Source organism: Jatrophihabitans fulvus, assembly GCF_054781375.1.
In genome coordinates, this window is record NZ_BAAGUN010000006.1 from 1 (window position 1) to 25933 (window position 25933).

Consider the following 25933-nt stretch of genomic DNA (forward strand, 5'->3'; position numbering starts at 1 on the left):
CCCGGACGGCGATCGTGCCGGCGTCCCGTCCGACGAGGCCGAGCAGCACCTTCATGAGCGTGGACTTGCCGGCACCGTTCTCCCCGAGCAGGCCGTGACCGGACCGTAGTGCTTGGTGATGCCACGCAGTTCGAGAACGCGTGCGGTGTCGGTCATGGCTGCGCTCATTTCCTTGCGGTGTTCCTGCGGGGGTGGAACCTGGGGGTCAGGGGTTGAGGCGCTTGACCTCGTCCGCCGGGTTGATCTTCCCGGAGCCGATGTCCTTGATGAACTGCGCGACCTTGGCCTGGTCGGACGAGCCCTCGCACACCTTGACGGTCGGGTACGGGTCCTTGCCCATCTGCCAGACGCGCGTGGTGCCCATCTTCAGATTGTCGGCCTTGAACTCCTTCAGGGCGGCGAGGAAGTAGTCGCCCGGCGAGAAGATCACGGAGATGTCGAACTTCGGCGTCTGGCCGCAACGGTCGGTACCCGGCGTGAGGGTGATCGCCTTGCTCTGCTGCGCGAGAGCGTTGGCGGCGTCGGTCGCCCCACCGAGGTAGGGGTAGATGACCTTGGCGCCCTGGCCGAGCTGCGCCTGGACGGCCTCCTTGGCCTTGGCCGAGTCGTTGAAGTCACCGGTGTAGGTCTCGACCAGGGTGGCCTTCGGGACGATCTCGCGGATGCCGGCGAGGAACGCCTTGGCGGCGGCGACGCTGAAGTCGGCCTTCAGACCGGTGACGAAGCCGGCCTTGGTGTCACCCGCGGCCTTCATCTTCAGCCCCGCGGCGTATCCCGCGGCCAGCATCGACTGGTTGGGGTCGTCGGAGGAGATGACGATCTTCGGCGTCTGGTTGATGTTCGCCGAGGCGGGCACGTAGAAGGCGGTCTTGGAGCAGACGGCCTCCTCGGACGCCGGGATGGCGTCCTTCAGCTCGCTGGCGCCCAGGGCGACCATGTCGACGCCCTGCTGGCACAGCGCGCGGGCGGCACTGAGCGCGTCGGCGACGGGCACGCTGCCGCGCTTGATGACGGTCCAGCCCTCCTGCTTGGCGAAGGTGTCGGCCGCGGCCACGAAGCTCTCGTAGTAGCCGTTGTCGTTGATGTCGCCCGGGCTCAGCACGCCGATCTTGACCTTGCCGTCGCCGTTGGTGTCGGGCTCGTTCAGGCCCGAGCCGCCGGAGCCGCCGGTGGCGCTGCTCGAACCGCCGCCGGCCGCGGCAGTGCTGCCGCCGCCTGCGCCGGCGGACGACTTCGGCGCGGACGCGTCGTTGCTCGCGCACCCGCTGACCGCGAGCGCGAGGCTCGTGAGGACGGCGCCGAGGAGCGCGACGCGCCCCTTGCCGCCGGTGAGGACTGCGGACATGGATGGTTCCTTTCGGTCGGGTGGTGCGCTCAGCTGTCGGCGGTGACGGGGCGGAGGGAAGCGATGTCTTCCTCGGTGAGGTCTTCGTAGGCGACGCGTTCCTGACGGAAGATCGACGCCTCCCCCGCGGTGACGAAGTAGGGGAAACCCATGCGGCCGACCGCCTGGACCCTCGTGGGGTCGATGCGGTTCGGTGCCGCGAGCAATGTGTCGTCGACGGTGACGCACACGACCTCGGCGATCAGGATGTGGACGCCGGAGAAACACGAGGTGTGGTCGCCGCGGTCGATGACCTCGCGCACCCGGCACTCGAGGTGCGCGGGGCTCTCGGCCAGCGACGGGGTGGCGACCACCGACGACGGCACCGTGGCCCAGCCGGCGACCTCGAGCTCACTGGTGCCCTGCGGGTACTCGCGGGCGACGGTCTCGATGTGCTCGGCCAGCTCGACGGTCGTCACGTTGACGACGAACTCGCCGGTGCGCTCGACGTTCACCCAGGTGTCCTTGGGGGCGTCGGTCGCCTCGCGGGTGGTGCCGATGGTGACCGCGATCAGCGGCGGCTCGCCGCTGATCGGCATGTAGTAGCTGAAGGGCGCCACGTTGAGGGTGCCGTCCGCGTCGACCGTCGTGATCATCGCGATCGGACGGGGGACGACGAGCTGCGAGAGGATTCCCTGTTTCTGGGCCGGTGTGCGGCCGGCCATGTCGATCACGTTCAGCACATGTGCTCCTGCCAGGTGGGGACGGGGACGAGCCCGGCGCGGGACAGCAGCGAACGGCGCCGGTCGGTGGCTTCGGCGAGCAGGGCGGCGGTGTCGAGACCCACGACGGCGCGGTCGCGGACGACGACCCGTCCGTCGACCACCACGTCGCGCACGTCGCGGCTCGCCATGCCCCACACGAGGTGGCGGGCGAGGTCGCCGCGGGGCGTCCAGCTCGGTCCGGACGCGTCGATCACGACGAGGTCGGCGGCCTTGCCGACCTCGAGCGAGCCGGTCACGTCGCCGAGGCCCACGGCAGCGGCGCCGTCGACGGTGGCGAGCGCGAACGCCTGCTCCGCGCGGATCGGGGCCGGCAGCGCGCGGTCGCGCTCGAGGGCCGCGACCAGGTAGGCGGCGTGCAGCACGTCGGGCACGTCCCCGGCGTTGTGCGAGTCGCATCCGAGCGCGAGGCGTCCGCCGCGGCGCACGAACTCCGCGTGGCGGCTGGCCTGGGTGTAACCCTGCGCGAGCCGCAGGTACGCGCCGGGGCAGGCGGCGATCGCGGTCCGCGCGTCGAGCACCAGGTCGAGCTCGAGGTCGTCGAGCCACACGGCGTGGCCCAGCACGAGCCGCGGCGAGAGCACGCCCAGCGCGGCCAGGTGCTCGACCGGCCGCCGTCCGCACCGGTCGGCGTAGGACTTGACGTCGCCGGGGCCGGGCGAGATGTGCAGCGTGAGGCCGACGTCCAGGCGCTCGGCCAGCTCGGCGGCGCCGGCGAACAGCTCGTCGCTGGCGAGGTCGTGCCCGACGAGCGTGACCCAGCCGGTGACCGGCCCCTCGGACGGGAGGTCGCGGACGATCTGCTCCTGCCGGGCGAGCACCTCGTCCGCCGTGCCGCCGAAGGGCACGTCGGCCGCGTCCCAGCCCCACCCACCGACCCGGGCACGGACGCCGACCCGGGTCAGGCCGGCCGCCACGCGGTCGGGGTGCGCGACGGTGCCGGGCTCGAGCAGCGTGGTGACGCCGCGCAGCACCGCGTCGGCGGCGGTGATCGTCGCGGCGAGCTCGTCGTCGTCGCCGTTCGCCTGCTCGTGCAGCGGCACGATCCAGCCGAAGATCGACTCGTCCGAGTCGATGTCGTCCGGAATGGTGCTGCGCACCAGCGGGTCGACGGTCGTGTGCTGGTGCGCGTCGACGAGGCCCGGGGTGACGACGCAGCCGGTGGCGTCGATCTCCTCGGCGCCGGCGAAGCGCTCGCGCAGCTCGGCGGCGGTGCCGAGGGCGGCGATGCGGCCGTCCTCGACGGCCACGGTCGCGCCGGTGAGCACGCGCCGGTCGGCGTCCATCGTCACGACGTCGCCGCCGACGACCAGCAGGGTGGTCACGGCTCGATCACCACCTTGCCGACGGTCGAGCGGCGCTCGAACACGTCCCACGCCGGGGCGAGCTCCTCGAGGGGCAGCACCTCGGCGACCGGCAGCGACAGCCCGCCCGCGAAGCACGCGGCCGTGGCCGCCAGGAAGTCGGCGGAGGTGTAGCCGCCCGCGCCGAGCAGCTTGAGCTCGCGGTGGAAGACCTCGGCCAGCGAGAACTGCACGCCGTCGCCGGTCGTGTTGCCGAGCATCACGAGGCGGCCGCGGACGGCCAGGCTGTCGAGCGACGCGCGCCAGGTCGCGGCGCCGACGTGGTCGAGCACGACCTCGGCGCCGCGGCCGTCGGTGTGCTCGGCGACGACCTTCGCGAGCGGCTCGGCGTTGTCGACGGCGACGTCGGCACCGGCGCGGCGGGCGGCCTCGAGCTTCTCGGGCGTGCTCGCGGCGGCGACGACGGTCGCGCCCGCGCGCTTGGCGAGGGTGATCGCGGCGAGGCTCACGGCGCTCGCGGCGGCGTGCACGACGAACGTCTCGCCCGCGGCCAGCCCCGCGACGGTGTTCACGCAGTGCCAGGCGGTGGCCCACGCGGTGGGCAGCGTCGCCGCCTCGCGCAGCGTCATCGCCTCGGGCACGCGCACGGCCGACTCGGCGGAGACGCGCACGTACTCGGCGAGGCCGCCGTCGATGTTGCCGCCGACGATGCGCGGCTGCACGCAGTACGGACGGTCGCCCACCGAGCACTGCGGACAGGTGCCGCACCCCTGCGTCGGGTCGGCCACCACGCGGTCGCCGGGGGCGAGGGCGGTGACGTCGGCGCCGGCGGCCACGACGGTGCCGGCGACGTCCATGCCCGCGACGTGCGGGAGCGCGAACCCGGGGATCACTCCGGGGCCCGTGCGCTGGATGAGGTCGAGCCGGTTGAGGCCGCACGCCGCGACCCGCACGACCACGTCGCCGGGGCCGCAGGCCGGCTCGGGGACGTCGCGCAGCACGCACACCTCGGGACCCCCGAAGCCGGTCTGCACCATCGCCCGCACGTCGCCGGACCCCCATCCTCTGGCCGTAATACCGTCTCGCATTGTGAGGCGGTGGAACGTATGGCGGTACTCTGCCTTCGCGCACTACCCCTGTCAACGGCCCTGCGGGCCCTTTCGGCAGGCGTGACGTCGTTGTAACAAGCCGGGCTCGCAGCCGACCGGTCGAGGCGCCGGAAACGTCCGTTCTCAGACGGTCACGCGCAGGCCCGCGGCGGTGCCCTCGTCCGCACGCAGCAGGTCGAGCGCCTCGAGCGCGAGGTGCAGCTGGGCGGCCGCGGCGGGCTCCAGCGGGTCGAGGCCGAGCAGCTCCTTGAGCCGTCGCACGCGGTAGCCGACGGAGTTGCGGTGCAGGTGCAGCTGCTCGGACACGCTCTGCCGGCTGCCGCTCTCGGCGAGCCACGCGCGCAGCGTCCGCAGCAGGTCCGGACGCTCCAGCACCGGTCCGAGCGAACCCTGCACGTAGTCGCGCAGCCGCTCGGGCGGGCTGGCCAGCAGCACCTGCAGCACGCCGGCGTCCTCGTAGGCGAGCACGTCGCGGCCCTGGACCCGTCCGAGCCCGAGCAGGCGGGCCGCCTCGGCGTACGACACCGGCAGCCGGTCGGCCGACGTCGCCCTGGACCCGCACGCGGCGAACAGCGGCGCGCCGTCACCGACCGTCCGCACGAGCGCGGCGCGCAGCTCGGCGAGCCGGTCGCGCCCGGGGACGACGGTCCATGCCGTGCGGCCGTCGACCTCGACGGTGTGGTCGAGCCAGGCGAGCGCGGTGGTCCAGGCGCGCAACCGGGGCCCGCCGTAGAACAGGGCCGCGCCGGCACCCGGAAGCCTCATGGGCCGAGCAGGCGGACGGCCACCGCCTTCTCCTGCGTGTACTCGCGCAGGGCGTTGTAGCCGCCGCCTCGGCTGAAGCCGCTGTCCTTCTGCATGTTGAACGGGAAGCCGATGACGCCGCTGTCGTGGAACTGGTTCACGGCCACCTGCCCGGAGCGGACGTCCTTGGCCACGCGCAGCGCCCGGGACACGTCGTTCGTCCAGATGCAGGCGAGCAGGCCGAAGTCGGTGCCGTTCATCAGCTCGACCGCCTCGGCGAAGCCCGAGAACGGCTGGACGGCCAGGACGGGTCCGAAGACCTCCTCGCGGACGATGCGCGAACCGGGGTCGACCTTGTCGTACACAGTGGGTTGGACGAACCAACCGTCGTCGGTGCCGCCGCCGGTCACGACGCGGGCGCCGTCGCGGGGCGCCTGCTCGAGGAACTCGCCGACACGGGCGAACTGGGTGCCGTTGACCAGCGGGCCCATGTCGAGGTCGTCGTCCCACGCGCCGCGGCGCACCTCGGCCATCGCCGCGGCCAGCCGCTCGACCACCTCGGACTCGATGGACGACTCCACGACGAGCCGCGAGCCCGCGTAGCAGTTCTGGCCCGCGTTCTCGGTGATCGACGCGACGATGGCGGGGATCGCGACGTCGAGGTCGGCGTCGGCGAACACGACGTTCGGAGACTTGCCGCCGAGCTCGAGCTTCACGGGCACGAGGTGCTGCGCGGCCGCGGACATGATCGCCCGCCCGGTGGTCGTCGAGCCGACGAAGCTGATGTGGTTCACGTCCGGGTGGGACGACAGCGCCGCCCCCGCCTCGGGACCGAGGCCGGTGACGGCGTTGATCACGCCGGGCGGGAAGCCCGCCTGCCGCGCGAGCTCGACCAGTGCGAACGGCGACAGCGGCGCGACCTCCGACGGCTTCAGCACCACCGTGTTGCCGGCCGCGAGCGCCGGGGCGACGTTCGCCGCCGTGAGCACCGCGGGCACGTTCCACGGGATGACGACGGCGCACACGCCGTACGGCTCGGGGATCGTCAGGCCCAGGAAATCGGGCGAGCGGGTCGGCAGCGTGACGCCGGTGAGCTTGTCGGCGGCGCCGGAGAAGTACTCGACGATGCCCTGGGCGATGTAGATGTTCAGCCGTCCGCCCGACAGCGGCTTGCCGACGTCGCGGGCCTCGGTCGCGGCGAGCGCCTCGACGTTCTGCATGATCAGGTCGGCCCAGCGGTGCAGCAGCGCGCCGCGCTCGGACGCGTTCATCGCAGCCCACGCCGGGAAGGCCCGGCGGGCGGCGGCCACCGCGTCGTCGACGTCCTCGGCCCGGGCGCGGGCGACGGTGGTGAAGGGCTCTCGGGTCGCGGGGTCGACGACGTCCAGCACGTCTCCGGTGCGGGCCGCCACCCACTCCCCGTCGATGACATGCTGTCCGGCAGGCAGGGTGAACACGTCGGGCATGCCGCGATCCTTGACCCGCCCTGTTCCACATGTCAATATGCGGTCTCGCAATGTGACGTGAAGGAGTTCCTCTTCGTGCGTGCTACCGCCGCCGTCCTCGAGCAGAACGGCCAGCCCTTCACCGTGACCGAGGTCGAGCTCGGCGACCCGCGCCCCGACGAGGTGCTCGTCGAGATCGCCGCCGTCGGCATCTGCGGCACCGACCTCGAGTTCTCGAACTTCTTCCCCACCCCCGCGCTGTTCGGCCACGAGGGGTCCGGCGTCGTGCAGGCCGTCGGATCTTCCGTCACCGGCATCGCGCCCGGCGACCACGTCGCGCTGTCGTTCACCTCGTGCGGCACCTGCTCGATCTGCCTCGGCGGCACGCCGAGCTACTGCCGCAGCTTCGACGCGCTCAACTTCGCCGGGCGGCGTCCGGACGGGTCGACGGCGGTCACGCTGAACGGCGCGGACGTCAACGCCCACTTCCTCGGCCAGTCGTCGTTCGCGTCGCACGCGGTCATCCCGGCCCGGGCCGTGACGGTCATCGACAAGGACGTCGACCTGCGCATCGTGGGCCCCTTCGGCTGCGGCTTCCAGACCGGCGCCGGCGGCGTGGTCAACGTGCTGCGGCCGCGCCCGGGGCAGTCGATCGCCGTCTTCGGTGCGGGCGCCGTGGGTGTCGCGGCGATCCTGGCCTCGGCCATCAGCTCGTGCGGCGTCATCGCGGCCGTCGACGTCAACCCGGCCAAGCTCGAGGCGGCCCGCCGCCACGGCGCGACGCACACGGTGACGTCGGGCGCCGACACGGCCGAGCAGCTGAAGCAGATCGCGCCGCACGGTTTCGACTTCGTCGTCGACACCACCGGCCGCGAGGACGTGCTGCGCACCGGCGTCGAGGCACTCGGCCCGCTCGGGCACGCCGGCGTCATCGGCATCGGGCCGAGCGAGAACATGAGCTTCGAGTGGCGCAGCGTCCTCAACGGCCGCAGCATCACCGGCATCATCTCCGGCGGCGCGCTGCCGCAGGTCTTCCTGCCGCAGCTGCTGCGCTGGCACGCCGAGGGCCGTTTCCCGGTCGACGAGATGATGAGCTTCTTCCCGTTCGAGAAGATCAACGACGCCGTGGCCGCGATGCGCGCGGGCGAGGTCGGCAAGGCCGTCCTCACGTTCTAAAGTCACCCTTCCGGTGGCGCGGCCGGACAACACCGCGCGGACGTACGACGCACGTGGAGCGTGCCATGACCGTCTTCGATCACCACTCCCCCGAGGCGAACGCCGACCCTGTCGCGTACTACGAACGCTTCCGGACGCAGTGTCCCGGCGGGCGGACGGACGCCCACGGCGGCTTCGTCTACACGACCCGGTACGCCGACGTCGCCCGCATCGCCCGCGACGACGCGACCTTCTCGTCCGCCCGCTCGTCCCACGGCGGCGACGGCGTCACCATCGTCATCCCGAAGGGCCCCGGTCTCGAGCAGTTCCCGATCGAGCTGGACCCGCCGGCGTCGGTCGACTACCGCGAGCTGATCAACCCGCTGCTCACGCCGGCGGCCGTCGAGAAGCTGGTGCCGATGATCGCCCGGCACGCGGCGCGGGTCGTCGACGCGTTCGTCGAGTCGGGCTCGTGCGACTTCGTGCAGGACCTCACCAACCCGCTGCCCGCGGCGGTCACCCTCGACTGGCTCGGCTTCCCCGAGGACGAGTGGGCGAAGCTCGCCGCGCCGATCCACGACATCTTCGCCGCCGTCGCCGGCAGCGAGCGGGCGATGCGCGGCGCGGCCGGGCTCGCCTACATGGACACCTGCATCCGTCGCCTGATCGCCGCCCGCAGGGCCGAGCCCCGCGACGACGCCGTCAGCGCGATCGTCGCCGGGCGCCGCCAGGACGGCAGCGAGTTCACCGACGACGAGCTGGTGTCCGTCATCGGCCTGCTCATCGCCGGCGGCGTCGACACGACGACCTCGCTCACCGGCTGGACGCTGGTGCACCTCAGCCGGCATCCCGAGCAGAAGCAGAAGCTGGTCGAGTCGCCCGACCTGCTCGAGAACGCGACCGAGGAGTTCCTGCGCGCGTTCACCCCGGCGCAGGCGATGGCCCGCACCGTCACCGGCGAGACCGAGGTCGGCGGTTGCCCGGTGCACGCCGGCGACCGCGTGCTCATCCCCTGGGTCGCGGCCAACCACGACCCGGAGGTGTTCGCCGAGCCGCGCGAGGTGCGCCTCGACCGCGACGCCAGCCGTCACCTGAGCTTCGGCATCGGGTCGCACCGCTGTGCCGGCGCGCACCTGGCCCGCGCGATGTTCCGCGAGATGATGACGCAGGTCCTGACCCGGCTGCCCGACTACCGCGTCGTCGAGGACGGCCTGGTCGGCTACCCGACGCAGGGCAACCAGACCGGCTGGGACCGCATCCCCGCGGTCTTCACCCCCGGCACCCGCGCCACCGGCACCGCCGGTCTCGTCAGCTCGCTGACCAGCCCCACCCCGCTCGAGATCGCCGCGGTCGACACCGTCGCGGACGGCGTCGTGACCGTGACGCTGCGTCGCCCCGAGGGCGACGACCTGCCGCCGTGGAAGCCGGGCGCGCACATCGAGGTGCGACTGCCGAGCGGACGGGTGCGGCAGTACTCGCTGTGCGGCGATCCGTCCGACCGTGCCTCGTGGCGCGTCGGCGTGCTGCGCGAGGCCGACGGCCGCGGTGGTTCGGTCGAGCTGCACGGGCTCGCGACCACCGGCGCCACCCTCGCGGTGCGTGGACCCCGCAACCACTTCCCGCTCGTGCCCGCGCCGGGCTACCTCTTCCTGGCCGGCGGCATCGGCATCACGCCGATCCTCGCGATGGTCCGGCACGCCGTGGCCGAAGGCATTCCGTTCCGCGTCGTCTACGGCGGACGGACCCGCTCGTCCATGGCGCTGGCGGACGAGCTCGTCGCCGCGGCCGGCTCGGCCGCCACGCTCGTGCCGCAGGACGAGGCCGGGCTGCTCGACCTGCCGGCTCTGCTCGGCGAGTTGGACGATCACACCCTCGTGTACGCGTGCGGGCCGGCGCCGATGCTCTCGGCCGTCGAGGCGCAGTGCGCCTCGCTCGGACTGACCGACCGGTTGCACCTCGAACGCTTCACCGCCGGCGACGACCTCGAGGTCGCCTTCGACGCCGCGGCGAACACCGCCTTCGAGGTGCAGCTCGCGCGCAGCGACGTCACCGTCACCGTGCCCGCCGACCAGCGCCTGATCGAGGCGCTGCGCGACGCCGTCCCCGGCCTGTCGTACGACTGCGAGAAGGGCTACTGCGGCGCGTGCGAGACCCGCGTGCTCGCGGGTGTCCCCGAGCACCGCGACAGCGTCCTCACCGACGAGGAGCGCGAGGCCGGGCGGACGATGATGATCTGCGTCGGACGGGCGGCGTCCGACAAGCTGGTCCTCGACCTGTAGTCCGCGCCGTGCGGCGCCTATCGTGGCGGGACGGACACGGCCGGGAACGAGGTGAGCGGATTGGGTGTCGCGGACACCGCCCTCCGGGGCGTCGCCGACAGCCTCGCCTTCCGCGCCAGCGCGGCGCCGTACCTGCTGCTCGACACCGAGCTGCGCGTACGAGCAGCGAACCTCGCGTACGAGCGGGCCACGCAGCACGCTCTCGCCGACATGGTCGACGAGTACATGTTCGACGTCTTCCCCGACAACCCCGCGGTACCCGAGGCGCGCGCAGTGGAGCGCCTGTCGGCCTCCTTCGACCGTGCGCTGCGGGGCGGTGCGCCCGATCGAATGGCGTTGCAGCGCTACGACGTCGTCGACGATCGTCACGAATTCGTCCGCAAGAGCTGGCTCCCGGTCAACACACCGGTCCGTGACACCGACGGCCGGACGCTCGGCATCCTGCACCACGTCGAGGACGTCACCCGGCTGTTGGTCACCACCGCGCTCGAACACGACCTGCTCGCCGTCGAGCCACGTGACCCCGGGAGCGACTCGCGCTCGCGACGCACCCGCGCCGACCGGCTGATCGTCGAGTCCGACCGGGCCATCGGACGCATGTCGCGCCGGATCGCACGCGACGGGCGGTAGTCGCACACCGTCCGCAGATCTGCCCGTGACACCGCTCGGGCGGAGCCGATGTCACGTTCCCGCTCCGGATCTCGTCAGGTCGGTGTCCCCGCACGGCGCGGGGCCATCGACGAAGGAGCGTCATGACCACGACCGTCCACCCCTCGACCCACGCGCCGCGACTGGACCTGCCGAAGGCCGTCCCCGAGGTGGCGCGGGCGCTGTACGCCGCCGACCAGGCGATCCAGAAGTCCGCGCTCGACCCGACGATCCGGGAGCTCGTCAAGCTGCGCGCCTCGCAGATCAACCAGTGCGTCTACTGCTGCGACATGCACAGCCACGACGCCCTCGATCAGGGCGAGTCGCTCGACCGGATCCTGCAGCTGGTCGCGTGGCGGGAATCCGCCCTGTTCACGCCGGTGGAGCGAGCCGCTCTCGCCTACACCGAGGCGGCCACCACGCTCACGTCCGAGGGCGTGAGCGACGAGGTGTGGGGTGAGGTCCGGTCACTGCTCGACGATGCTCGGCTCGGGGCACTCGTGGCGCAGGTGGCGCTCATCAACGCCTTCAACCGGTTCGGCGTGCCGCTGCAGATGCCGGTGCAGGAGAGGGCTTGAGGTACCAGGAAGCGGTGGAAGGGTGAGGACATGAGACTCGCGGTCGCCGGCGGCACCGGGACGGTGGGACGGATGGTCGTCGACCAGGCCCGGGCGGCCGGCGACACGGTCGCCGTCCTGGCCCGCAGCGAAGGCGTCGACCTGCGCACCGGTGCCGGGCTCGACGAGGCGCTCGCCGGCTGCGACGCCGTGGTCGACGTCAGCAACATCGCCACGCTGAGCCGCCGCCGGTCGGAGGAGTTCTTCGCCGCGGCGACCGGCAACCTCGTACGGGCGAGCGGCACCGCCGGCGTCGCGCATCTCGTCGTGTTGTCGATCGTCGGCGTCGACGAGGTCGGGCTGGGCTACTACACCGGCAAGCGTCGCCAGGAGCAGATCGCTCGTGCCGGGCCGGTCCCGGCGACCGTCCTGCGCGCGACCCAGTTCCACGAGTTCGCCGCCCAGTCGCTGGCCCGGGCGCTCGGCCCGGTCGTCCCGGTGCCGCGGATGCGGTGCCGGCCGGTGGCGGCCGGCGAGGTCGCCGGGCACCTCGTCTCGCTGGCACGGGGCCCGGCGCTCGGGCAGGCCCCCGAGCTCGCCGGCCCCGAAGAGGCCGAGATGACCGACCTGGTGCGCCGGCTCCTGCGCCGCCGGGCGGACCGCCGGCTCGTCGTCCCGGTGCGGCTGCCGGGCGGCGCCGGACGGGCGATGGCCGGCGGCGGCCTGCTCCCCCGCGCGGGCGGACCGCGCGGCGAGGTCACCTTCGAGCAGTGGCTGGGCAGCGCCGATGCCCGGGCGTGAGGACGAGCTCGCCGCGCACTACGACGACGCGCGCGATCACCTGGTGCGCGTGGCGTACGCCGTCCTGGGCAGCCGCGCCGAGGCCGAGGACGTGGTCGCGGACTGCTGGCTGCGCCTGGTCGAGGCCGACCGCCGCGAGCCGGTGCGCGACGTCACCGCCTGGGGCACCGTGGCCGTGGCGCGGGCCGCCCTCGACGTGCTCCGCTCGGCCCGCAAGCGCCGCGAGGTCTATCCCGGCGAGTGGCTCCCCGAGCCCGTGCTCGCCCCGTTGTCGTCGCAGTCGGTGGAGGACCGGATCACCCTCGACGAGACCGTCCGCTACGCCGTGCTCGTCGTCCTCGAGAGTCTGTCGCCGGCCGAGCGGGTCAGCTTCGTGCTGCACGACGTGTTCGGCATGGGTTTCGGCGACATCGGCTCGCTCGTCGGACGCAGCCCCGCCGCGGCCCGGCAGCTCGCGAGCCGGGCGCGCAGCCACGTCGCGGCCCGCGCCCCGCGCTTCGAGGTCGAGCGCCGGGAGCACGACCGGGTCTTCACGGCGTTCCTCGACGCGGCCTCCGGCGGCGATCTCGCCGGCCTGCTCGCCGTTCTCGACCCGGCGGTCGTCCTCACCGCCGACGGTGGTGGCGTCGTCACCGCGGCCCGGCGTCCTGTCATCGGGGCGGACCGCGTCGGACGGTTCGTCCTCGGCACCATCAGAAAGGTGTCGGGCCGCAGCGAGATCAGACGCACGCTCGTGAACGGCGAACTCGGCCTGGCGATCCTGGACGAGGGCGAGGTGCGCACCGTCGTCGCCGTCACCACCTCGGGTGGGAGGATCGCGCGCCTCGACTTCGTGCGGGCACCCGACAAGCTCAGGGCGGCACAGCGGCAACTGGCGCCATGAGCGCGAGTGCTGGCCATCGTCCGACGACGATCGCGCCGGACCGTCACTCCTCCGCCGGGGCGTCGGTGGCGGGAGCGCTGCCCGCTTGTGCCTCGACGTCGGCGAGACGCTCCGACAGTGCCTCGTGCAGGTAGCGGTACGCATCGCTGCCGAGCACGAGGCGCAGCGGCGCCGGGCTGACGCCGGTGCTCGCGATGATGCGTTCGGCCATGCGGGCGGGGTCGCCCACCGGCAGGTCGGTACGCTCCCGCACGCCGCGCACTGCGGCCGCGGGCGTGTCGTCGTAGTCGGGCAGCCACCGCCCGGTCTGCAGGTTGGTGGAGTGGAAGTCCGTCCGGGCGCCGCCGGGCTCGACGATCGTCACCTCGACGCCGAAGCCCGCGACGTCCTTGGCGATCGACTCCGTGAACCCTTCGATGCCCCACTTGGTGGCGTTGTAGAGGCAGACGCCCGGACGCGTCGCCTGCCCCGCGTAGCTCGACATCTGCAGCAGGCGTCCGCCGCCCTGCCGGCGCAGGTGCGGCAACGCCGCCCTCACGACCGCGATCGCACCGACCAGATTGGTGTCGACCGCCTGCCTGATCTGGTCGAGGGTCAGCTCCTCCACCGTCCCGTACAGGCCGTAGCCGGCATTGTTGACGACCACGTCGATGCGGTCCCACCGCGCGAACGCCTCGTCGACCACCGGGCCCACGGCGGCCAGGTCGGTCACGTCGAGCCGGTGCACGCTGACCCGGTCCGGGAAACGCTGCTGCAGGTCCACCACGGTGTCGACGCGGCGGACGGTGCCGGCCACCCGGCCGCCGGCGTCGAGCACCTGTTCGGCCAGGTGCCGGCCGAGGCCGCTGCTGATGCCGGTGATGAACCAGGTGGGCGTCGTCATCGGATGTGCCCTTCGTAGGTGGGACGTAGAGCGGGACGTACAGCGCGACGTCAGCCGAACGCGCGGATCGCGAGCCAGATGCCGACCGCGACGCCGAACGTCACGACGCTGGCCCGCAGCACCCGCTCGGACAACCGCCGGGCGAGCTTGCCGCCGAGCACGCCGCCGAGCAGCGAGAGCGGCGCGATGATCGCGACCGCGATCCACTCGACGGGGCCGAAGATCGCGAACACGGCGAGCGAGACGGTGGCGACGATGAGCTGCAGCAGGCCCTTGAGCACGTTCACCCGCTGCAGGGGTGCGCTGAGCGTGAGCCCCAGCAGGGCCATGAGGATGACGCCGAGACCGCCACCGAAGTAGCCGCCGTAGATCGCGCCGACGGTCGCGCCCGCGACCAGCGCCCCCGGCCGGTCGACCGCCTTGCCGCCCAGCGCCTTCTTCAGTCGCGGCTGGAACCCGAGCAGCGCGGCGGCGCCGAGCACGAGGAACGGGACGACGACGTCGAACGCGTCGCCGGGGGTGAGCAGCAGCAGCGCGCAGCCGGCGGCCGCCCCCAGGACGGCCGCGGCGAACACGGTCCACTCGCGCCGGCTCGGCCGTCCGCCGGTGCCGAGCGCGAGGACGTTGCCGAGGTAGCCGGGCCACAGCGCGACCGAGTTGGTGACGTTGGCCGAGACGGTGCCCAGGCCCGACGCGACGAGCGCGGGGAACAGCAGCAGCGACCCGCCGCCGGCGATCGCGTTGACGAAGCCGCCGACCAGACCGGCCGCGCCGACCAGGATGGCGTCGCCGACCTGCACCCGCACTCCCCGTTCGCACTGCTCACAATGTGAGACGTCATGTTGTCATACGTGACGACGTTACGCCCGCGACCTCGGACGGAAACGCCACCGCAACGCTGCGAACCTACTTTTCGGCCATGACCGCGGTACGCACCGGAGCCTCGTCCGCCTTCGATCTCGCCGCCACCGGCTTTCCGGTGCTGCAGCCGGGAGGGGTGCAGGGCCACTACCTGCAGGCCGATCCCGACACCGTGCTGTGGGGCCGGCTGCCCTGCGAGCAGGACGCCCCGCGGCTGCGGGTCGCCTCCGGCGACGTCGTCACGATCGACACGCTGAGCCACGAGGGCCTGCTCGAGGACCAGGGCCGCAACCCCACCGAGTTCTTCGGCGCGCTCGGCGTTCCCGGCAACGGCGTGCTGCGCGACGCCCAGGACGTCGCCGCGAGCGATCTCGCCCACGACTTCGACGCGGACGGACCCCACGTGGTCACCGGCCCCATCGCGGTCACCGGGGCGAAGCCGGGCGACCTGCTCGCCATCACCGTGCTCGAGCTGGCCCCCCGCGTGCCGTACGGCATGGTGTCGGCGCGCCACGGCTTCGGCGCGCTGCCCGGCGAGATGCCGACCCTGCCCGGACCGGTGACGACGTTCGCCACTGCGCACGCCCACGATGGCGGCGTCGGCCGGATGGCCGTCGACCCGTCCGACCCGGGACGCGGCAGCCTGCGCTTCCCGCTCGCGCCGTTCCTCGGCGTCATGGGCGTGGCCGTCCCCGGGGGCGACCGTCCGCACTCGGTGCCTCCGGGCCGCTTCGGCGGCAACATCGACATCTCGCTGCTCGGCACCGGCGCCACGCTCTACCTGCCGGTGCAGGTCGACGACGCGCTCGCCTACTTCGGCGACCCGCACTTCGCGCAGGGCGACGGCGAGGTCGCGCTCACCGCGTTCGAGGCCTCGCTGCGCGCGACGGTGAAGCTCGACGTCATCCCCGGCGGGGCCGCGCTGCGCCCGGGTTTCGGGCGCATCACCCCGTTCGCCGAGACACCCGAGCTCCTCGTCCCGATCGGCCTCGACGAGGACCTGAACGAGGCGATGAAGGACTGCGTGCGCTGCGCGGTCGACCTGCTCGCGACCGACCACGGCATCGACCGCCACCTCGCGATGGCCTACCTCTCCGCCGCCGGCGACTTCGCCGTCTCGCAGGTCGTCGACGTGGTGAAGGGCGTGCACGGCAAGATCCGCAAGGCCGACTTCGCCGAGGTCACCCGCCCCTGATCAACCGGCCGGCACGTCCAGTGCTGCGAGGTACTCCGCGACGAGGGTGCGTGCGACGAGCCCGACGGTGTCGTCGGGCGGCAGGAAGCGCGGTTCGTGCAGCCCCGCTCCCCCGTCCACCCCGACGAACGCCATGAGCGACGGGCGGACGGCGTTGAAGTGCGAGAAGTCGTCCGACCCGAACGAGCGCCACGTGGTGTCGGTGGGCACGCCGGCCGCCCGCAACCGGACGGCCGCCGCCCGCGCCAGTCCGGCGTGGTTGTCGACCGCCGGTTCGCCGGAGCGGACGGTCACCTCGGCGGAGCACCCGTGGGCGCGGGCCGTGGCCTCGGCGATCTCGCGCAACACCGCGAGCAGCTCGTCGCGGTCGCCCGCCGCCATGACCCGCAGCGTGCCGAGCAGCGACACCTCGTCGGGCACCACGTTGCCCGCGGTGCCGCCGGCGATGCGTCCGACGGTGCACACCGCGCCGCGCACGGGATCGACGCGTCGGGCGGCGATCTGCTGCAGCGCAAGCACCACGGCGGACGCCGCCACGACCGGGTCGCGCACCGTGTGCGGGTAGCCCGCGTGGCCGCCCCGTCCGCGCACGACCACCTCGAACTCGTCCACCGACGCATTGACCACGCCGGCGGTCACGTTCACGACGCCTGCCGCGAGCTGCGGTTGCACGTGCGCGGCGACCACGGCGCGGACGTCGGCGACGTCCAGCACCCCGGACGCCACCACGTCCGCCGCCCCGGACGGCGGCGTCTCCTCGCGCGGCTGGAACAGCACCGCGACCGGCGCACCCGGGTCGACGGACGTGATCGCCCGGTAGGCCGCGACCGCGGCCGCAAGGTGCACGTCGTGCCCGCACGCGTGCATGACGGGACGGTCGGACGCCCAGTCGACCCCGGTCTGCTCGACGACGGGCAACCCGTCGAGTTCGGCGCGCAGCACCACCGCGCCGGTACGGCCCACGAGCGCGCCGGTGCCGGCGACGGACCGCACCTCACCCGACGGGCCGAGCGCCTCGATCACCCGGGCGAGCGTCGGGCCCTCGTCCCCCGACGGGTCGGGGGAGGCGTGCAGTCGGTGCCGCAGCGCGACGGCCGCGGGCAGCTCGTCCGCCAGCGCCGCGTCGATGCTCCCGATGCCCTCGGCGATCGACCCGGCGGTCACGCGGTATCGAGCCCGTACGCCCGGCGGGCGTTGCCCGACGTGATCATCGCAGCCAGACGATCGAGGGTTCGAACGTCCAACTCGCCGTGCTGCAGCGCGTCGTCCGCGAACGCGCCGAAGGCGTCGTGGAACGCGGCGGTGCTCGTCAGGTAGAGCTCGGGCAGCGCGAACGCGTCGGTGCTGAACAGCACCGAACCGAACGGCGCCAGTTCGAGCAGTTCCGCGAGAATTCGCCGGGCCCCGCCGCCCACGTTCTGCACGGCGAGCCCGACGTCGACGAAGACGTGGTCGAACACCTGGGCCAGGTAGCCGGCGTGCCGCTGGAACGGGTAGTTGTGCAGCAGCATGACGGGCACACCCCGTCCGGCCGTGGCCCGCAGCAGCGGGGTGAGCAGCAGCGGGTCGCAGCGGTGCAGGTCGACGTCCGCGTCGCCGTATCCGATGTGGAACTGGATCGGCTTGCCGTGGCCGGCGGCCGTCCAGAACCCGTGGCGGATGAGCACCGGGTCGGCCAGCCGCGGCGGCCCGTCCATCGAGACCCACCGTTGCGCTGCGGCGGCGACCTCGGCGGGCGTCGGCGGCTCGGGGTCGAGGTCGAGACCCACCCGGTAGGCCGCGATGCACTTGAAGCCCGCGGCGCCCGCCGCCCGCCGGTCGAGTTCGGCCGCGAACGCCGCGGCGTAGTCGTCCGGGCGCCGCGCGATGACCTGCTCGGCCACCTGTTCGAGGCGGACGATCTCGTGCCCCCGCCCGCCGGTGACCGCGGCCAGCTCGTCCGGCGGGGTGAGGGTGTCGGCCGCGAAGCCGGTGTCGACCACGAAGTCGGAGATGCCGGTGGGCGTCAGCAGCCGCCGGTCGACCTCCGCGACACCGAGCTCGGTGCGGCGGGCGAGGTAGACGTCCGGGTCGCAGAACGGGTCGAGGTCGAGCAGTGGGGCGCAGCGCTGCAGCACCCCGAGCCCGGACCACGTGTCGAACAGCGAGCCGTGCCACCGGCCGGGTCCGTCCGCCTCGGTCAGGTCGGCCTCGAAGGCGGCTCGGTCCATCGGTGCGCGCCGCACACCGTGGCAGTGGTGGTCGACGAGCGGCAGACCGACTGTCGGCGAATCAGACATCGAGGCGCGTCGCCTCCGGCGCGGGCTCACGCTCGGTGGCGAACCCCTCCTCGGCGGCGAGGCGGCGGCCGAGCGCGGCGGTGGCGGACGGGAAGACGAGCACGGCGATCACGCACACCAGGATCCACGCCCCGGCGACGAGCGGCAGCGCCCGCCCCACCGTGGTGTCCGGCCACGGCAGCACGTTGCGGTAGATCGTGTAGCCGAGCACGACGATCGCGAGGATCGGGATGACGACCTGCCACTGCGGCACCGCCATCCGCTTCTGCACGAAGACGAGCAGGATGGCGCCGATCGTGGTGATCACGTACGCGACGAGCAGGATCAGCGTGCCGATGGTGCCCGACCAGAAGAACGTCTCGGTCACCGTGGCGCCGCACAGCATCATGACGACGAAGCCGACGACCATGAGGCCGAGGACGGCCATGGCCGCGGCCGCCGGGGTGCCCGCCCGCGAGGTGCGCGCCAGGCCCTTCTCCGCGCCGACGAGGTCGCGGTTGATCGCGAACAGCAGGCGGGACGCGCCGACCATGCAGGCCAGGCAGCACCCGAACGCGCTGATGGTCGCGCCCAGGCTGATCACGTCACCGACCCAGGCGCCGATGTAGCTCGTGCCGAGGTCGCCGAGCAGTGAGCCCGATTCCCCGAACGCCTTGACCCCGGCGGCGTCCGTGCCGAAGCCCATCATCTCGATCGCGGTGACGACCACGAAGAAGACGCCGCCGAAGATCGCGGTGCCGAGAATCGCGCGCGGGATGTCGCGGCGCGGGTTGGCCGTCTCCTCGCCCAGCGTGGCCGCCGCCTCGAAACCGGCGAAGGAGAGGAAGCCGAACACGATGCCGAGGAAGAGCGTGTCGGCGTCCGTCCCCGGTGCGACCTTGAAGACGTCGAGGGTGAAGCCCTGGTTCCCCGACCCCGGCGCGTTCGCGGGGATGTCACCGGAGATGAGCCGGACGAGCACGATCGCCGACACGATGAGGATGATCGCGATGGTGGCGCCCTCGATGGTCAGCAGCGCCGACGTCCCGCGCCTCGCCGGGGTGATGGTCAGCAGCAGCGACAGGGCCAGCGAGATGCCGGCGATGAGAAAGCCCGCCCAGCCGGGCGGGTCGTTCCAGATGCCGACGCTGTCGAGGAACGCGGTGCCGAGAATGCCCGACGCCGACGACGTGACGATGCCGTAGAAGCAGTAGGTCGCGAAGAGCGAGAGCCCCGACACCACGCCGGTGCGGGGGCCGAGCGTGAGCCCGACGAACGCGTACACCGACCCGGCGTGCTGGAAGTGCTGGCACAGCCGCACGAAGCCGTAGCCGACGAACAGCACGCCGATCGCGGCGAGCAGGAACGCCAGCGGCACCGCACGGCCGGTCGAGCCGACGACGCCCTGCGGGTTGATGTTGGCCGCCATGCTCGGTGCCATCAGGGCCACCGAGAGCCCGACGGCCTGCCAGACGGACAGGTTGCGCTGGAGTCCGCGTGGGGTGTCGGTCTGCATGGCGTGCTCCCCGAAGACGTCGAAGGACGGGATGGTGTCACGCAGTCTGGCGCGCCTGAACCGAATGCGAAAGTAGCTCGAGGGGCTGTAACAAACATTTCATCGCGGCTACGGTGGGCGCGTGAGCGATTCCCCGACCGACGCCCTGACCGCGGACGCGCGCGAGCAGCGCGCGAGCCGTGCCCGAGACCTCGCCCCCGTGCTGGCCGAGCAGGGCGTGGTCGGCGTCGCCGTGACCTGGGTCGACAACAGCGGCATCACCCGCGTCAAGGCGGTGCCGCTGGCCCGGCTCGAGCACGCCGCGGCGCGGGGCATCGGCGCCTCCCCGGTCTTCGACGCGTTCCTCACCGACGACTCGATCGTCAGCGGACGGCACGCGGGTGGCCCCGTCGGCGACCTGCGGCTGCACCCGGACCTCGACCGGCTCGTGGCCCTCGACCAGCAACCCGGTTGGGCGTGGGCGCCCGCGGACCGCTACCGGCAGGACGGCCGGCCCCACGTGCAGGACCAGCGCTCGCTGGCGCGCGCCGCCGTCGCCGCCCTCGCCGACCGCGGGCTGACCGGCAGCATGGCCTTCGAGATCGAGTGGTCGGTCGGCGAGCCGGGCACCGAATTCGTCCCGTCCGTCTCGGGGCCGGCGTACGGGTTCACGCGACTGCTCGAACGCAGCGACTACCTGCGCGACCTGCTGGTCGCCCTCGACCGGCAGGGCGTCGTCGTCGAGCAGGTCCATCCCGAGTACGCGCCCGCGCAGTACGAGATCTCCGTCGCGCCCGAGGATCCGGTCGCCGCTGCCGACACCGCGGTGCTCGTGCGCGAGACCATCCGCGCCTGCTCGCAGCGTCACGGCATGGCGACGACGTTCTCGCCGAAGATCGTCGTGAACGGCGCCGGCAACGGCGGGCACGTGCACCTGTCGCTGTGGCGCGACGGCTCCAACCTGTTCGCCGGTGGCGAGGGGCCTGCCGGCATGCGCCCGGAGGCAGCCGCCTTCGCCGCGGGCGTGCTCGACCGGCTGCCCGCGCTGCTGGCGATCGGCGCGCCGTCGCCCGCCAGCTACCTGCGGCTGATCCCGCAGCACTGGGCCGGCGCGTTCCAGGCCTGGGGCGTCGAGAACCGCGAGACCGCGCTGCGCCTGGTGCAGGGCAGCGTGGGCAGCGAGTCGACGGCCGCCAATCTCGAGGTCAAGGCCTTCGACCTCGCGGCCAACCCCTACCTCGTCGTCGCGGGGCTGCTGTACGCCGGGCTCGCGGGTCTCGACGAGAACGCCACGCTGCCCGACCCGGTCGACGTCGACCCCGCGTCGCTGAGCGAGGACGAGCGCGCCGCGGGCGGCATCCGTCCGCTGCCGACGGACGTCGAGACGGCGGTCGCCGCCTTCGAGGCGGACGCCGCGCTGACCACCGCGTTCGGACCCGAGCTGGCGGCGACCATCGCCGACGTCCGCCGCGGCGAGGTCGCCCGCTTCACCGGCGGCGACGACGCGTCCGTGCCGCCGCACCCGCAGGCGGTCGTCACGGGCGTGCTCTGGAAGTTCTGACCGCGTGCCCACCGTCGCCGAGACGCTGCGCGCGAGCCGGGGGACGCTGACCCCCGGCGAGTTGCGGGTCGCGCAGGCGCTGCTCGGCGACTACCCGTCCGCCGGGTTGCAGTCGGCGGCGGCGCTCGCGCAGACGGCGGGAGTCAGCACGCCCACCGTCGTCCGCCTCGTCGCCAAGCTGGGCCTCGGCGGCTGGTCGGACGTCCAGTCGCAGCTGCGCACCGAACTGTCGGCCCAGGCCGCCGGGCCCGCGCAGCTCATCCCCCAGGCCCGCTCGGACGATTCGGTGCTCGGCCGGTTCGAACAGCACCTCGTGCCCGGGCTGCAGCAGACGCTGCGCGGCACCGACCCGGTCGAGTTCGACCGTGCCGTGGCGCTGCTCGCCGACCCCGACCGCTGCGTGCTCGTCGCGGGCGGACGGGTCTCGTCCGCCGTCGCGGGGTACCTCGCGCGCTACCTGTCGCTGGTGCGCGCGGGCGTCACCTCCGTCGCGCCCGACCCGTCCGCCCGGGCCCTCGCGGTGCTCGACACCGGGCCGCGCCACGTGCTCGTCGCCTTCGACTACCGCCGCTTCGACGCCGGCACCGTCGCGTTCGGACGGGCGGTCGCCGAGCGCGGCGCCGAGGTCGTGCTCTGCACCGACCCGTTCCTGTCCCCGCTGTCGGCCGCCGCGTCGGTGCTGCTCACCAGTTCGGTCGACGGGCCGCCGCCGTTCATCTCGCTGACCGCGGCGACCGCGCTGGTCGAGGCGTTGACCCTCGGCGTCGTCGAGACCATCGGCCCGGGCGTGCGCGAGCGGCTCGAGGAGTTCGACCGCTTCGGCGGTCCCCGTACGGGACGCCGGCCGTGACCGCTCCCCGCGACGAGGACGCCCCGCTGCTGGCGGCGTGGGTGCAGGCGATGGCGCTGCCGTGGCGGCCGTTCACCATCCCCGGTCACAAGCGCCGGGCCGAGCAGGTGTGGCCGTCGCTGGGCGCCCTGCTGCGCGACGACGTGCCCCTGTTCGGAGGCCTCGACACCGTCAAGGCGGCGCCCGCGCTGCTCGAGCGGGCCGAGCGGCTGGCCGCCGAGGCGTGGGGCGCCGACTGGTGCCGGTTCGTCACCGGCGGCGCCACGCAGGCGAACCAGGCGCTGCTGCTCGCGCTCGGCCGGCCCGGCGACACCGTGCTGGTGTCCCGGTCGGCGCACCGCAGTGCCGTCTCGGGCCTGGTGCTCGCCGGGCTGCGTCCGGTGTGGGTGGCGGCGGACGTCGACCCGGTCACCGGTCTGCCGAGCGGGCTGTCCCTGCCGTCGCTGCGTGCCGCGTTGGACGACAACCCCGACGCCGTCGGTCTCGTGTGCGTCGAGCCGAGCTACGTCGGCACCGTCGGCGAGCTGTCCGCGGCCGTCGAGCTGTGTCACGGGCGCGGGGTGCCGGTCGTGGTCGACCAGGCGTGGGGCGCGCACTTCGGCTTCGCCGACGACTACCCGCCACACGCACTGCAGGCCGGCGCCGACGCCATGGTCATCAGCACCCACAAGACGCTGGCGGGGTACTCGCAGGCCGCCGTCGCCCTCGCCCGCACCGCGCGACTCGACCCGGTCGCGCTCGACCGGTCGGTCGACGCGCTGATCACGACCAGCCCCGCCGGCCCGCTGCTCGCCGGCAGCGACGCGTCGCGAGCGCTGCTCACCTCGCCGCTCGGACGGTCGCTGCTGGACGGGCTGCGCAGGTCGGTGGCGGCGGCGCGGGACGCGCTCGCGCTCGACGGGGTCGCACCGCTGCAGCCGACGGCGCGCTTCGACCCGGCCAAGCTGGTGCTGCAGCTCGACGGCGTCGACGGCCTCGCCGTCGAGCGCGACCTCCTCGCCGCCGGCCTGCCGCTCGAACAGGCCGACCGCGACACCCTCGTCCCCGTCGTCACGATGTTCGACGGCGCGGACGACGTCGCCGCGCTGGTGGCGGAGCTGACGGCGTCGCTCGCACGGCGGGCGGACGGGCGCCGCTCGTCGGCCCGGTTCTGGGACCCGCCCGCGCCCGTCACCGCGCTCGACCCGCGGGAGGCGTTCTTCGCCGCCCACGAACTCGTCCCCCGCGCCGAGGCGATCGGACGGATCGGTGCGGAGACGATCGCGCCCTACCCGCCGGGCATTCCGGTGCTCGCGCCGGGCGAGACGGTCACCGCCGAGGTCATGGATTTCCTGGCGGACGCTCGCGCCGCGGGCACCCGCATCGCCTACGCCGCCGACCCCACCCTCGAACACGTCCGGGTCGTGCGCCGGGGATGATCGCCGGGTGAAGTTGTGCATCCTCGGCGGCGGCGGGTTCCGCACGCCGTTCGTGCACCAGGCCCTGCTGCGCGACGAGCACCCGCGCCGCGTCGACACCGTCACCCTGTACGACACCGACGCCGACCGGCTCGCGGTGATGACGTCGGTGCTGGCGGCCATGGCCGAGCCGTTCGCCCATCCGCCGCGGGTCCTCGCCACCACCGACCTCGCCGAGGCCGTGCGGGGCAGCGACTTCGTGTTCGCCGCCGTCCGGGTCGGCGGGGTGCACGGCCGGGTGTGCGACGAGCGGGTCGCGCTCGACCTCGGCGTGCTCGGCCAGGAGACGACCGGACCGGGCGGGCTCGCGTACGCCCTGCGCACCGTGCCCGTCATGGACCGCATCGCGACGACGATCCGCGAGCTCGCTCCCGACGCGTTCGTCCTCAACTTCACCAACCCGGCCGGCATCCTCACCGAGACGATGCGCGACGTGCTCGGCGACCGCGTCGTCGGCATCTGCGACACCCCGTCCGGACTCGGACGCCGCATCGCCGGCTCGCTCGGGCTCGACCCCGGCGAGGTCACGCTCGACTACGTCGGGCTGAACCACCTCGGCTGGCTGCGCCGCGTGCTGCACCGCGGACGGGACGTGCTGCCCGACCTGTTCGCCGACGAGCCGGCGCTGGCCGAACTCGAGGAGGGCGAGGTGTTCGGCACCGACTGGCTGCGGACGTTCGGCGTCGTGCCGAACGAGTACCTCTACTACTGGTACCGCCACCGCGAGGCGCTCGCGGCGATCCTCGCCGCGCCCGCGACCCGCGGCGAGGAGCTCGAGCGCTCGCAGACCGCGTTCTACTCGGCCGCCGCGGCCGGCGGCGACGTCGCCTCGCTCTGGCGCTCGACGGTGCAGCAGCGGCACGACTCCTACATGGCCGACGCCCGCGCGACCCCGCGTCCCGCCGGCACCGGGACGCCCGAGACCGACCCCGAGCAGCAGGGCTACGCGGGAGTCGCGCTCGCCGTCATGGCCGCGATCGGGCGGGACGAGCGCGCGTCCGCGATCCTCAACGTCCGCAACGGCACGACGGTCGCGGCGCTGCCGTCCGACGCCGTCGTCGAGGTGCCGTGCATCGTCGACGGCAACGGCGCGCACCCGCTCGCCACACCGCCTCCGGACGCGCACCAGCTCGGGCTCATGTCGGCGGTCAAGGCGGTCGAGCGACACGTCATCACCGCGGCCCGGACGGGTTCGCGCGGCGAGGCGCTGCAGGCCTTCGCGCTGCACCCGCTCGTCGGTTCGCTGTCGGTCGCCCGCGACCTGCTCGACGGCTACATCGCGCGCATCCCCGAGGTGCGCGCGGTGTTCGAGCGGTAGGGCTCAGAACCAGGGCTCCCCGCGGAGCACCGGGAACGACGAGTTGCCCGCACGGGCCTCGTCGGCCACGACGTGGATGTCGACGCCGGAACCGTCGCCGCGGAACGACCCTTGGTACGAGCCCGGTCCGGTGCTCATCACCCAGCCGTTCGGCAGGGTGACGCGCACGAGCTCGCCGGACACCACGGCGGCCACGTGCTCGTCGATCTGGTCGAGCAGGCCGTCGGACCCGGAATCGCACGCGTCGCACCCGCAGTCGGGTACATGGACGAGATCGAGAGCCGGGCCGCCCGCGGTCACGACCACGCCCGTCCGCGGCACGTCGTCGACCGTCATGAACCTGAACCGGACCGGCAGCGCACCGGGCGCGAGCGGACGCAACTCCACACCCTCGTCGTCCCGGTGCGCGATCGCGAGCCCCGCCGTGGTCACGGCGCGTTCCCAGGCGTGCGCACGCGCCGTGACGATTCGGTACTTCTGCGGGTCGGTGACCCGGGAGTACTCCTCGTCCCGCACGTCGCGGCCGTGGTGCGGGTCGTCCCAGCGCGGGGTGTCCGCGCCCGTGACGGCGAACGCGGCGTCGACGTCGCGGACGAGATCGGTGAGGTCCACGCCCCCACGCTAGGCGGGCGGCACGACCCGTTTCGGTCTCAGGCGATGCGGTTGAGCCGCATGATCGTCAGACCCTTGTCGTCGAGCAGCTCGGCGAGGCGGCCCGCGAACGTGACGAGGTGCGGGGCGGCGAGGTGCGCGTCCAGGTGGGCGGCGGAGTTCCAGTTCTCGTAGAACACGAACAGGTCCGGGTCCTCGGCGCCCTGGTGCAGGTCGTAGTTCACGCAGCCGTCCTCGGACAGCGTCGAGCCGATCAGTCCCTCCAGCGCCGTCTTCAACTCGTCGCGCTTTCCGGGTGCGGCCTTCATGTACGCCACCACGGTCAGCAGCTCGCGGTTGTCGTCGGTGGGAGTGGGCATCGATGCTCCTCGGTGTGGGGCGACGGGTCGTTGCGACTGCGACGCTATGGCCT

Annotated in this window: 24 protein-coding genes and 1 pseudogene; 11 read left to right on the forward strand and 14 right to left on the reverse strand. The window is 73.3% G+C overall.

The features are described from left to right. The 7 genes and pseudogenes from ACYVP9_RS17930 to ACYVP9_RS17960 all read right to left on the reverse strand — a co-directional run. Nucleotides 1–97, reverse strand: a pseudogene (locus ACYVP9_RS17930) (ATP-binding cassette domain-containing protein); the annotation flags it as partial. Between the two features lie 108 nt (nt 98–205). Then, a complete protein-coding gene (locus ACYVP9_RS17935) occupies nt 206–1345 on the reverse strand; it encodes a type 1 periplasmic-binding domain-containing protein (protein ID WP_460606292.1) in 1140 nt (379 codons plus the stop codon). 29 nt (nt 1346–1374) lie between these two features. Then, nucleotides 1375–2067, reverse strand: coding sequence for a flavin reductase family protein (locus ACYVP9_RS17940; RefSeq protein WP_460606293.1), 693 nt, complete (start codon nt 2065–2067; stop codon nt 1375–1377). Then, nucleotides 2061–3431 carry an amidohydrolase family protein gene (locus tag ACYVP9_RS17945; RefSeq protein ID WP_460606294.1) on the reverse strand — a complete coding sequence of 457 codons (1371 nt, stop codon included), beginning with the start codon at nt 3429–3431 and terminating at the stop codon, nt 2061–2063. The genes ACYVP9_RS17940 and ACYVP9_RS17945 overlap by 7 nt, the downstream gene beginning before the upstream one ends. Beyond that, nucleotides 3428–4447, reverse strand: a complete 1020-nt coding sequence (locus ACYVP9_RS17950) for an alcohol dehydrogenase catalytic domain-containing protein (RefSeq protein ID WP_460606295.1) — start codon at nt 4445–4447, stop codon at nt 3428–3430. Before ACYVP9_RS17950 ends, ACYVP9_RS17945 begins: the two co-directional genes overlap by 4 nt. Nucleotides 4448–4642: 195 nt before the next feature. Beyond that, on the reverse strand, nt 4643–5284 hold the full coding sequence (locus ACYVP9_RS17955) for a PucR family transcriptional regulator (RefSeq protein ID WP_460606296.1): 642 nt from the start codon (nt 5282–5284) through the stop codon (nt 4643–4645). Next, the gene (locus tag ACYVP9_RS17960; RefSeq protein WP_460606297.1) at nt 5281–6729 is read right to left on the reverse strand and encodes an aldehyde dehydrogenase family protein; all 1449 of its coding nucleotides are present in this window, start codon (nt 6727–6729) and stop codon (nt 5281–5283) included. The genes ACYVP9_RS17955 and ACYVP9_RS17960 overlap by 4 nt, the downstream gene beginning before the upstream one ends. A 75-nt stretch (nt 6730–6804) precedes the next feature. On the opposite strand from ACYVP9_RS17960, the gene ACYVP9_RS17965 reads away from it, so the two are divergent. The 6 genes from ACYVP9_RS17965 to sigJ all read left to right on the forward strand — a co-directional run bounded on the left by ACYVP9_RS17965 (nt 6805) and on the right by sigJ (nt 13031). Beyond that, nucleotides 6805–7884, forward strand: coding sequence for an NAD(P)-dependent alcohol dehydrogenase (locus tag ACYVP9_RS17965; protein ID WP_460606298.1), 1080 nt, complete (start codon nt 6805–6807; stop codon nt 7882–7884). A 65-nt stretch (nt 7885–7949) separates the two neighbouring features. Next, entirely contained in the window at nt 7950–10142 is a 2193-nt protein-coding gene (locus tag ACYVP9_RS17970) for a cytochrome P450/oxidoreductase (RefSeq protein ID WP_460606299.1), read from the forward strand. Nucleotides 10143–10202: 60 nt separating this feature from the next. After that, nucleotides 10203–10772: a PAS domain-containing protein gene (locus ACYVP9_RS17975; protein ID WP_460606300.1), complete on the forward strand. Its 570-nt coding sequence runs from the start codon at nt 10203–10205 to the stop codon at nt 10770–10772. A gap of 122 nt (nt 10773–10894) precedes the next feature. Next, the gene (locus ACYVP9_RS17980; RefSeq protein ID WP_460606301.1) at nt 10895–11368 is read left to right on the forward strand and encodes a carboxymuconolactone decarboxylase family protein; all 474 of its coding nucleotides are present in this window, start codon (nt 10895–10897) and stop codon (nt 11366–11368) included. 30 nt (nt 11369–11398) lie between these two features. Then, nucleotides 11399–12148, forward strand: a complete 750-nt coding sequence (locus ACYVP9_RS17985) for an SDR family oxidoreductase (RefSeq protein ID WP_460606302.1) — start codon at nt 11399–11401, stop codon at nt 12146–12148. Continuing rightward, nucleotides 12135–13031 (forward strand): sigma-70 family RNA polymerase sigma factor family protein, encoded by an 897-nt coding sequence (sigJ, locus tag ACYVP9_RS17990; RefSeq protein ID WP_460606303.1) that lies wholly within the window; start codon nt 12135–12137, stop codon nt 13029–13031. The genes ACYVP9_RS17985 and sigJ overlap by 14 nt, the downstream gene beginning before the upstream one ends. Nucleotides 13032–13074: 43 nt before the next feature. Here sigJ and ACYVP9_RS17995 read toward each other — a convergent pair whose 3' ends face one another. Continuing rightward, on the reverse strand, nt 13075–13914 hold the full coding sequence (locus ACYVP9_RS17995; RefSeq protein WP_460606304.1) for a Rossmann-fold NAD(P)-binding domain-containing protein: 840 nt from the start codon (nt 13912–13914) through the stop codon (nt 13075–13077). 50 nt (nt 13915–13964) lie between these two features. Further along, nucleotides 13965–14714 (reverse strand): sulfite exporter TauE/SafE family protein, encoded by a 750-nt coding sequence (locus tag ACYVP9_RS18000; protein ID WP_460606305.1) that lies wholly within the window; start codon nt 14712–14714, stop codon nt 13965–13967. A gap of 119 nt (nt 14715–14833) precedes the next feature. Here ACYVP9_RS18000 and ACYVP9_RS18005 point away from each other — a divergent pair, with 119 nt between their 5' ends. Next, on the forward strand, nt 14834–15970 hold the full coding sequence (locus ACYVP9_RS18005) for an acetamidase/formamidase family protein (protein ID WP_460606306.1): 1137 nt from the start codon (nt 14834–14836) through the stop codon (nt 15968–15970). Here the strand turns inward: ACYVP9_RS18005 and ACYVP9_RS18010 are convergent, their stop codons facing one another. The 3 genes from ACYVP9_RS18010 to ACYVP9_RS18020 all read right to left on the reverse strand — a co-directional run bounded on the left by ACYVP9_RS18010 (nt 15971) and on the right by ACYVP9_RS18020 (nt 19744). Further along, complete coding sequence (locus ACYVP9_RS18010; protein WP_460606307.1) at nt 15971–17134, reverse strand: M20 metallopeptidase family protein; 1164 nt, start codon at nt 17132–17134, stop codon at nt 15971–15973. Then, nucleotides 17131–18180: an amidohydrolase family protein gene (locus tag ACYVP9_RS18015; RefSeq protein WP_460606308.1), complete on the reverse strand. Its 1050-nt coding sequence runs from the start codon at nt 18178–18180 to the stop codon at nt 17131–17133. Before ACYVP9_RS18015 ends, ACYVP9_RS18010 begins: the two co-directional genes overlap by 4 nt. 61 nt (nt 18181–18241) lie before the next feature. Continuing rightward, nucleotides 18242–19744 carry an APC family permease gene (locus ACYVP9_RS18020; RefSeq protein WP_460606309.1) on the reverse strand — a complete coding sequence of 501 codons (1503 nt, stop codon included), beginning with the start codon at nt 19742–19744 and terminating at the stop codon, nt 18242–18244. Nucleotides 19745–19865: 121 nt separating this feature from the next. On the opposite strand from ACYVP9_RS18020, the gene ACYVP9_RS18025 reads away from it, so the two are divergent. Genes ACYVP9_RS18025 through ACYVP9_RS18040 form a run of 4 tightly spaced genes read left to right on the forward strand, consistent with a single transcriptional unit; the run spans nt 19866 to nt 24909 of the window. Beyond that, complete coding sequence (locus ACYVP9_RS18025) at nt 19866–21284, forward strand: type I glutamate--ammonia ligase (protein ID WP_460606310.1); 1419 nt, start codon at nt 19866–19868, stop codon at nt 21282–21284. 4 nt (nt 21285–21288) lie between these two features. Next, nucleotides 21289–22134 (forward strand): MurR/RpiR family transcriptional regulator, encoded by an 846-nt coding sequence (locus ACYVP9_RS18030; RefSeq protein ID WP_460606311.1) that lies wholly within the window; start codon nt 21289–21291, stop codon nt 22132–22134. Beyond that, nucleotides 22131–23552, forward strand: coding sequence for an aminotransferase class I/II-fold pyridoxal phosphate-dependent enzyme (locus tag ACYVP9_RS18035; protein WP_460606312.1), 1422 nt, complete (start codon nt 22131–22133; stop codon nt 23550–23552). Before ACYVP9_RS18030 ends, ACYVP9_RS18035 begins: the two co-directional genes overlap by 4 nt. Nucleotides 23553–23559: 7 nt before the next feature. Then, nucleotides 23560–24909 carry a 6-phospho-beta-glucosidase gene (locus ACYVP9_RS18040; RefSeq protein ID WP_460606313.1) on the forward strand — a complete coding sequence of 450 codons (1350 nt, stop codon included), beginning with the start codon at nt 23560–23562 and terminating at the stop codon, nt 24907–24909. A 3-nt stretch (nt 24910–24912) separates the two neighbouring features. On the opposite strand, the gene ACYVP9_RS18045 is transcribed toward ACYVP9_RS18040, so the two are convergent. Beyond that, nucleotides 24913–25521: a DUF6226 family protein gene (locus tag ACYVP9_RS18045; protein ID WP_460606314.1), complete on the reverse strand. Its 609-nt coding sequence runs from the start codon at nt 25519–25521 to the stop codon at nt 24913–24915. A gap of 38 nt (nt 25522–25559) precedes the next feature. Continuing rightward, a complete protein-coding gene (locus ACYVP9_RS18050; RefSeq protein WP_460606315.1) occupies nt 25560–25880 on the reverse strand; it encodes a putative quinol monooxygenase in 321 nt (106 codons plus the stop codon). Between the last annotated feature and the right edge of the window lie 53 nt (nt 25881–25933).

Coding starts and splice junctions, on each gene's coding strand:
- ACYVP9_RS17935 (WP_460606292.1), bottom strand. CDS start 1,345: ATGTCCGCAGTCCTCACCGGCGGCAAGGGGCGCGTCGCGCTCCTCGGC.
- ACYVP9_RS17950 (WP_460606295.1), bottom strand. CDS start 4,447: ATGGTGCAGACCGGCTTCGGGGGTCCCGAGGTGTGCGTGCTGCGCGAC.
- ACYVP9_RS17955 (WP_460606296.1), bottom strand. CDS start 5,284: ATGAGGCTTCCGGGTGCCGGCGCGGCCCTGTTCTACGGCGGGCCCCGG.
- ACYVP9_RS17960 (WP_460606297.1), bottom strand. CDS start 6,729: ATGCCCGACGTGTTCACCCTGCCTGCCGGACAGCATGTCATCGACGGG.
- ACYVP9_RS17970 (WP_460606299.1), top strand. CDS start 7,950: ATGACCGTCTTCGATCACCACTCCCCCGAGGCGAACGCCGACCCTGTC.
- ACYVP9_RS17980 (WP_460606301.1), top strand. CDS start 10,895: ATGACCACGACCGTCCACCCCTCGACCCACGCGCCGCGACTGGACCTG.
- ACYVP9_RS17985 (WP_460606302.1), top strand. CDS start 11,399: ATGAGACTCGCGGTCGCCGGCGGCACCGGGACGGTGGGACGGATGGTC.
- sigJ (WP_460606303.1), top strand. CDS start 12,135: ATGCCCGGGCGTGAGGACGAGCTCGCCGCGCACTACGACGACGCGCGC.
- ACYVP9_RS17995 (WP_460606304.1), bottom strand. CDS start 13,914: ATGACGACGCCCACCTGGTTCATCACCGGCATCAGCAGCGGCCTCGGC.
- ACYVP9_RS18005 (WP_460606306.1), top strand. CDS start 14,834: ATGACCGCGGTACGCACCGGAGCCTCGTCCGCCTTCGATCTCGCCGCC.
- ACYVP9_RS18015 (WP_460606308.1), bottom strand. CDS start 18,180: ATGGACCGAGCCGCCTTCGAGGCCGACCTGACCGAGGCGGACGGACCC.
- ACYVP9_RS18020 (WP_460606309.1), bottom strand. CDS start 19,744: ATGCAGACCGACACCCCACGCGGACTCCAGCGCAACCTGTCCGTCTGG.
- ACYVP9_RS18050 (WP_460606315.1), bottom strand. CDS start 25,880: ATGCCCACTCCCACCGACGACAACCGCGAGCTGCTGACCGTGGTGGCG.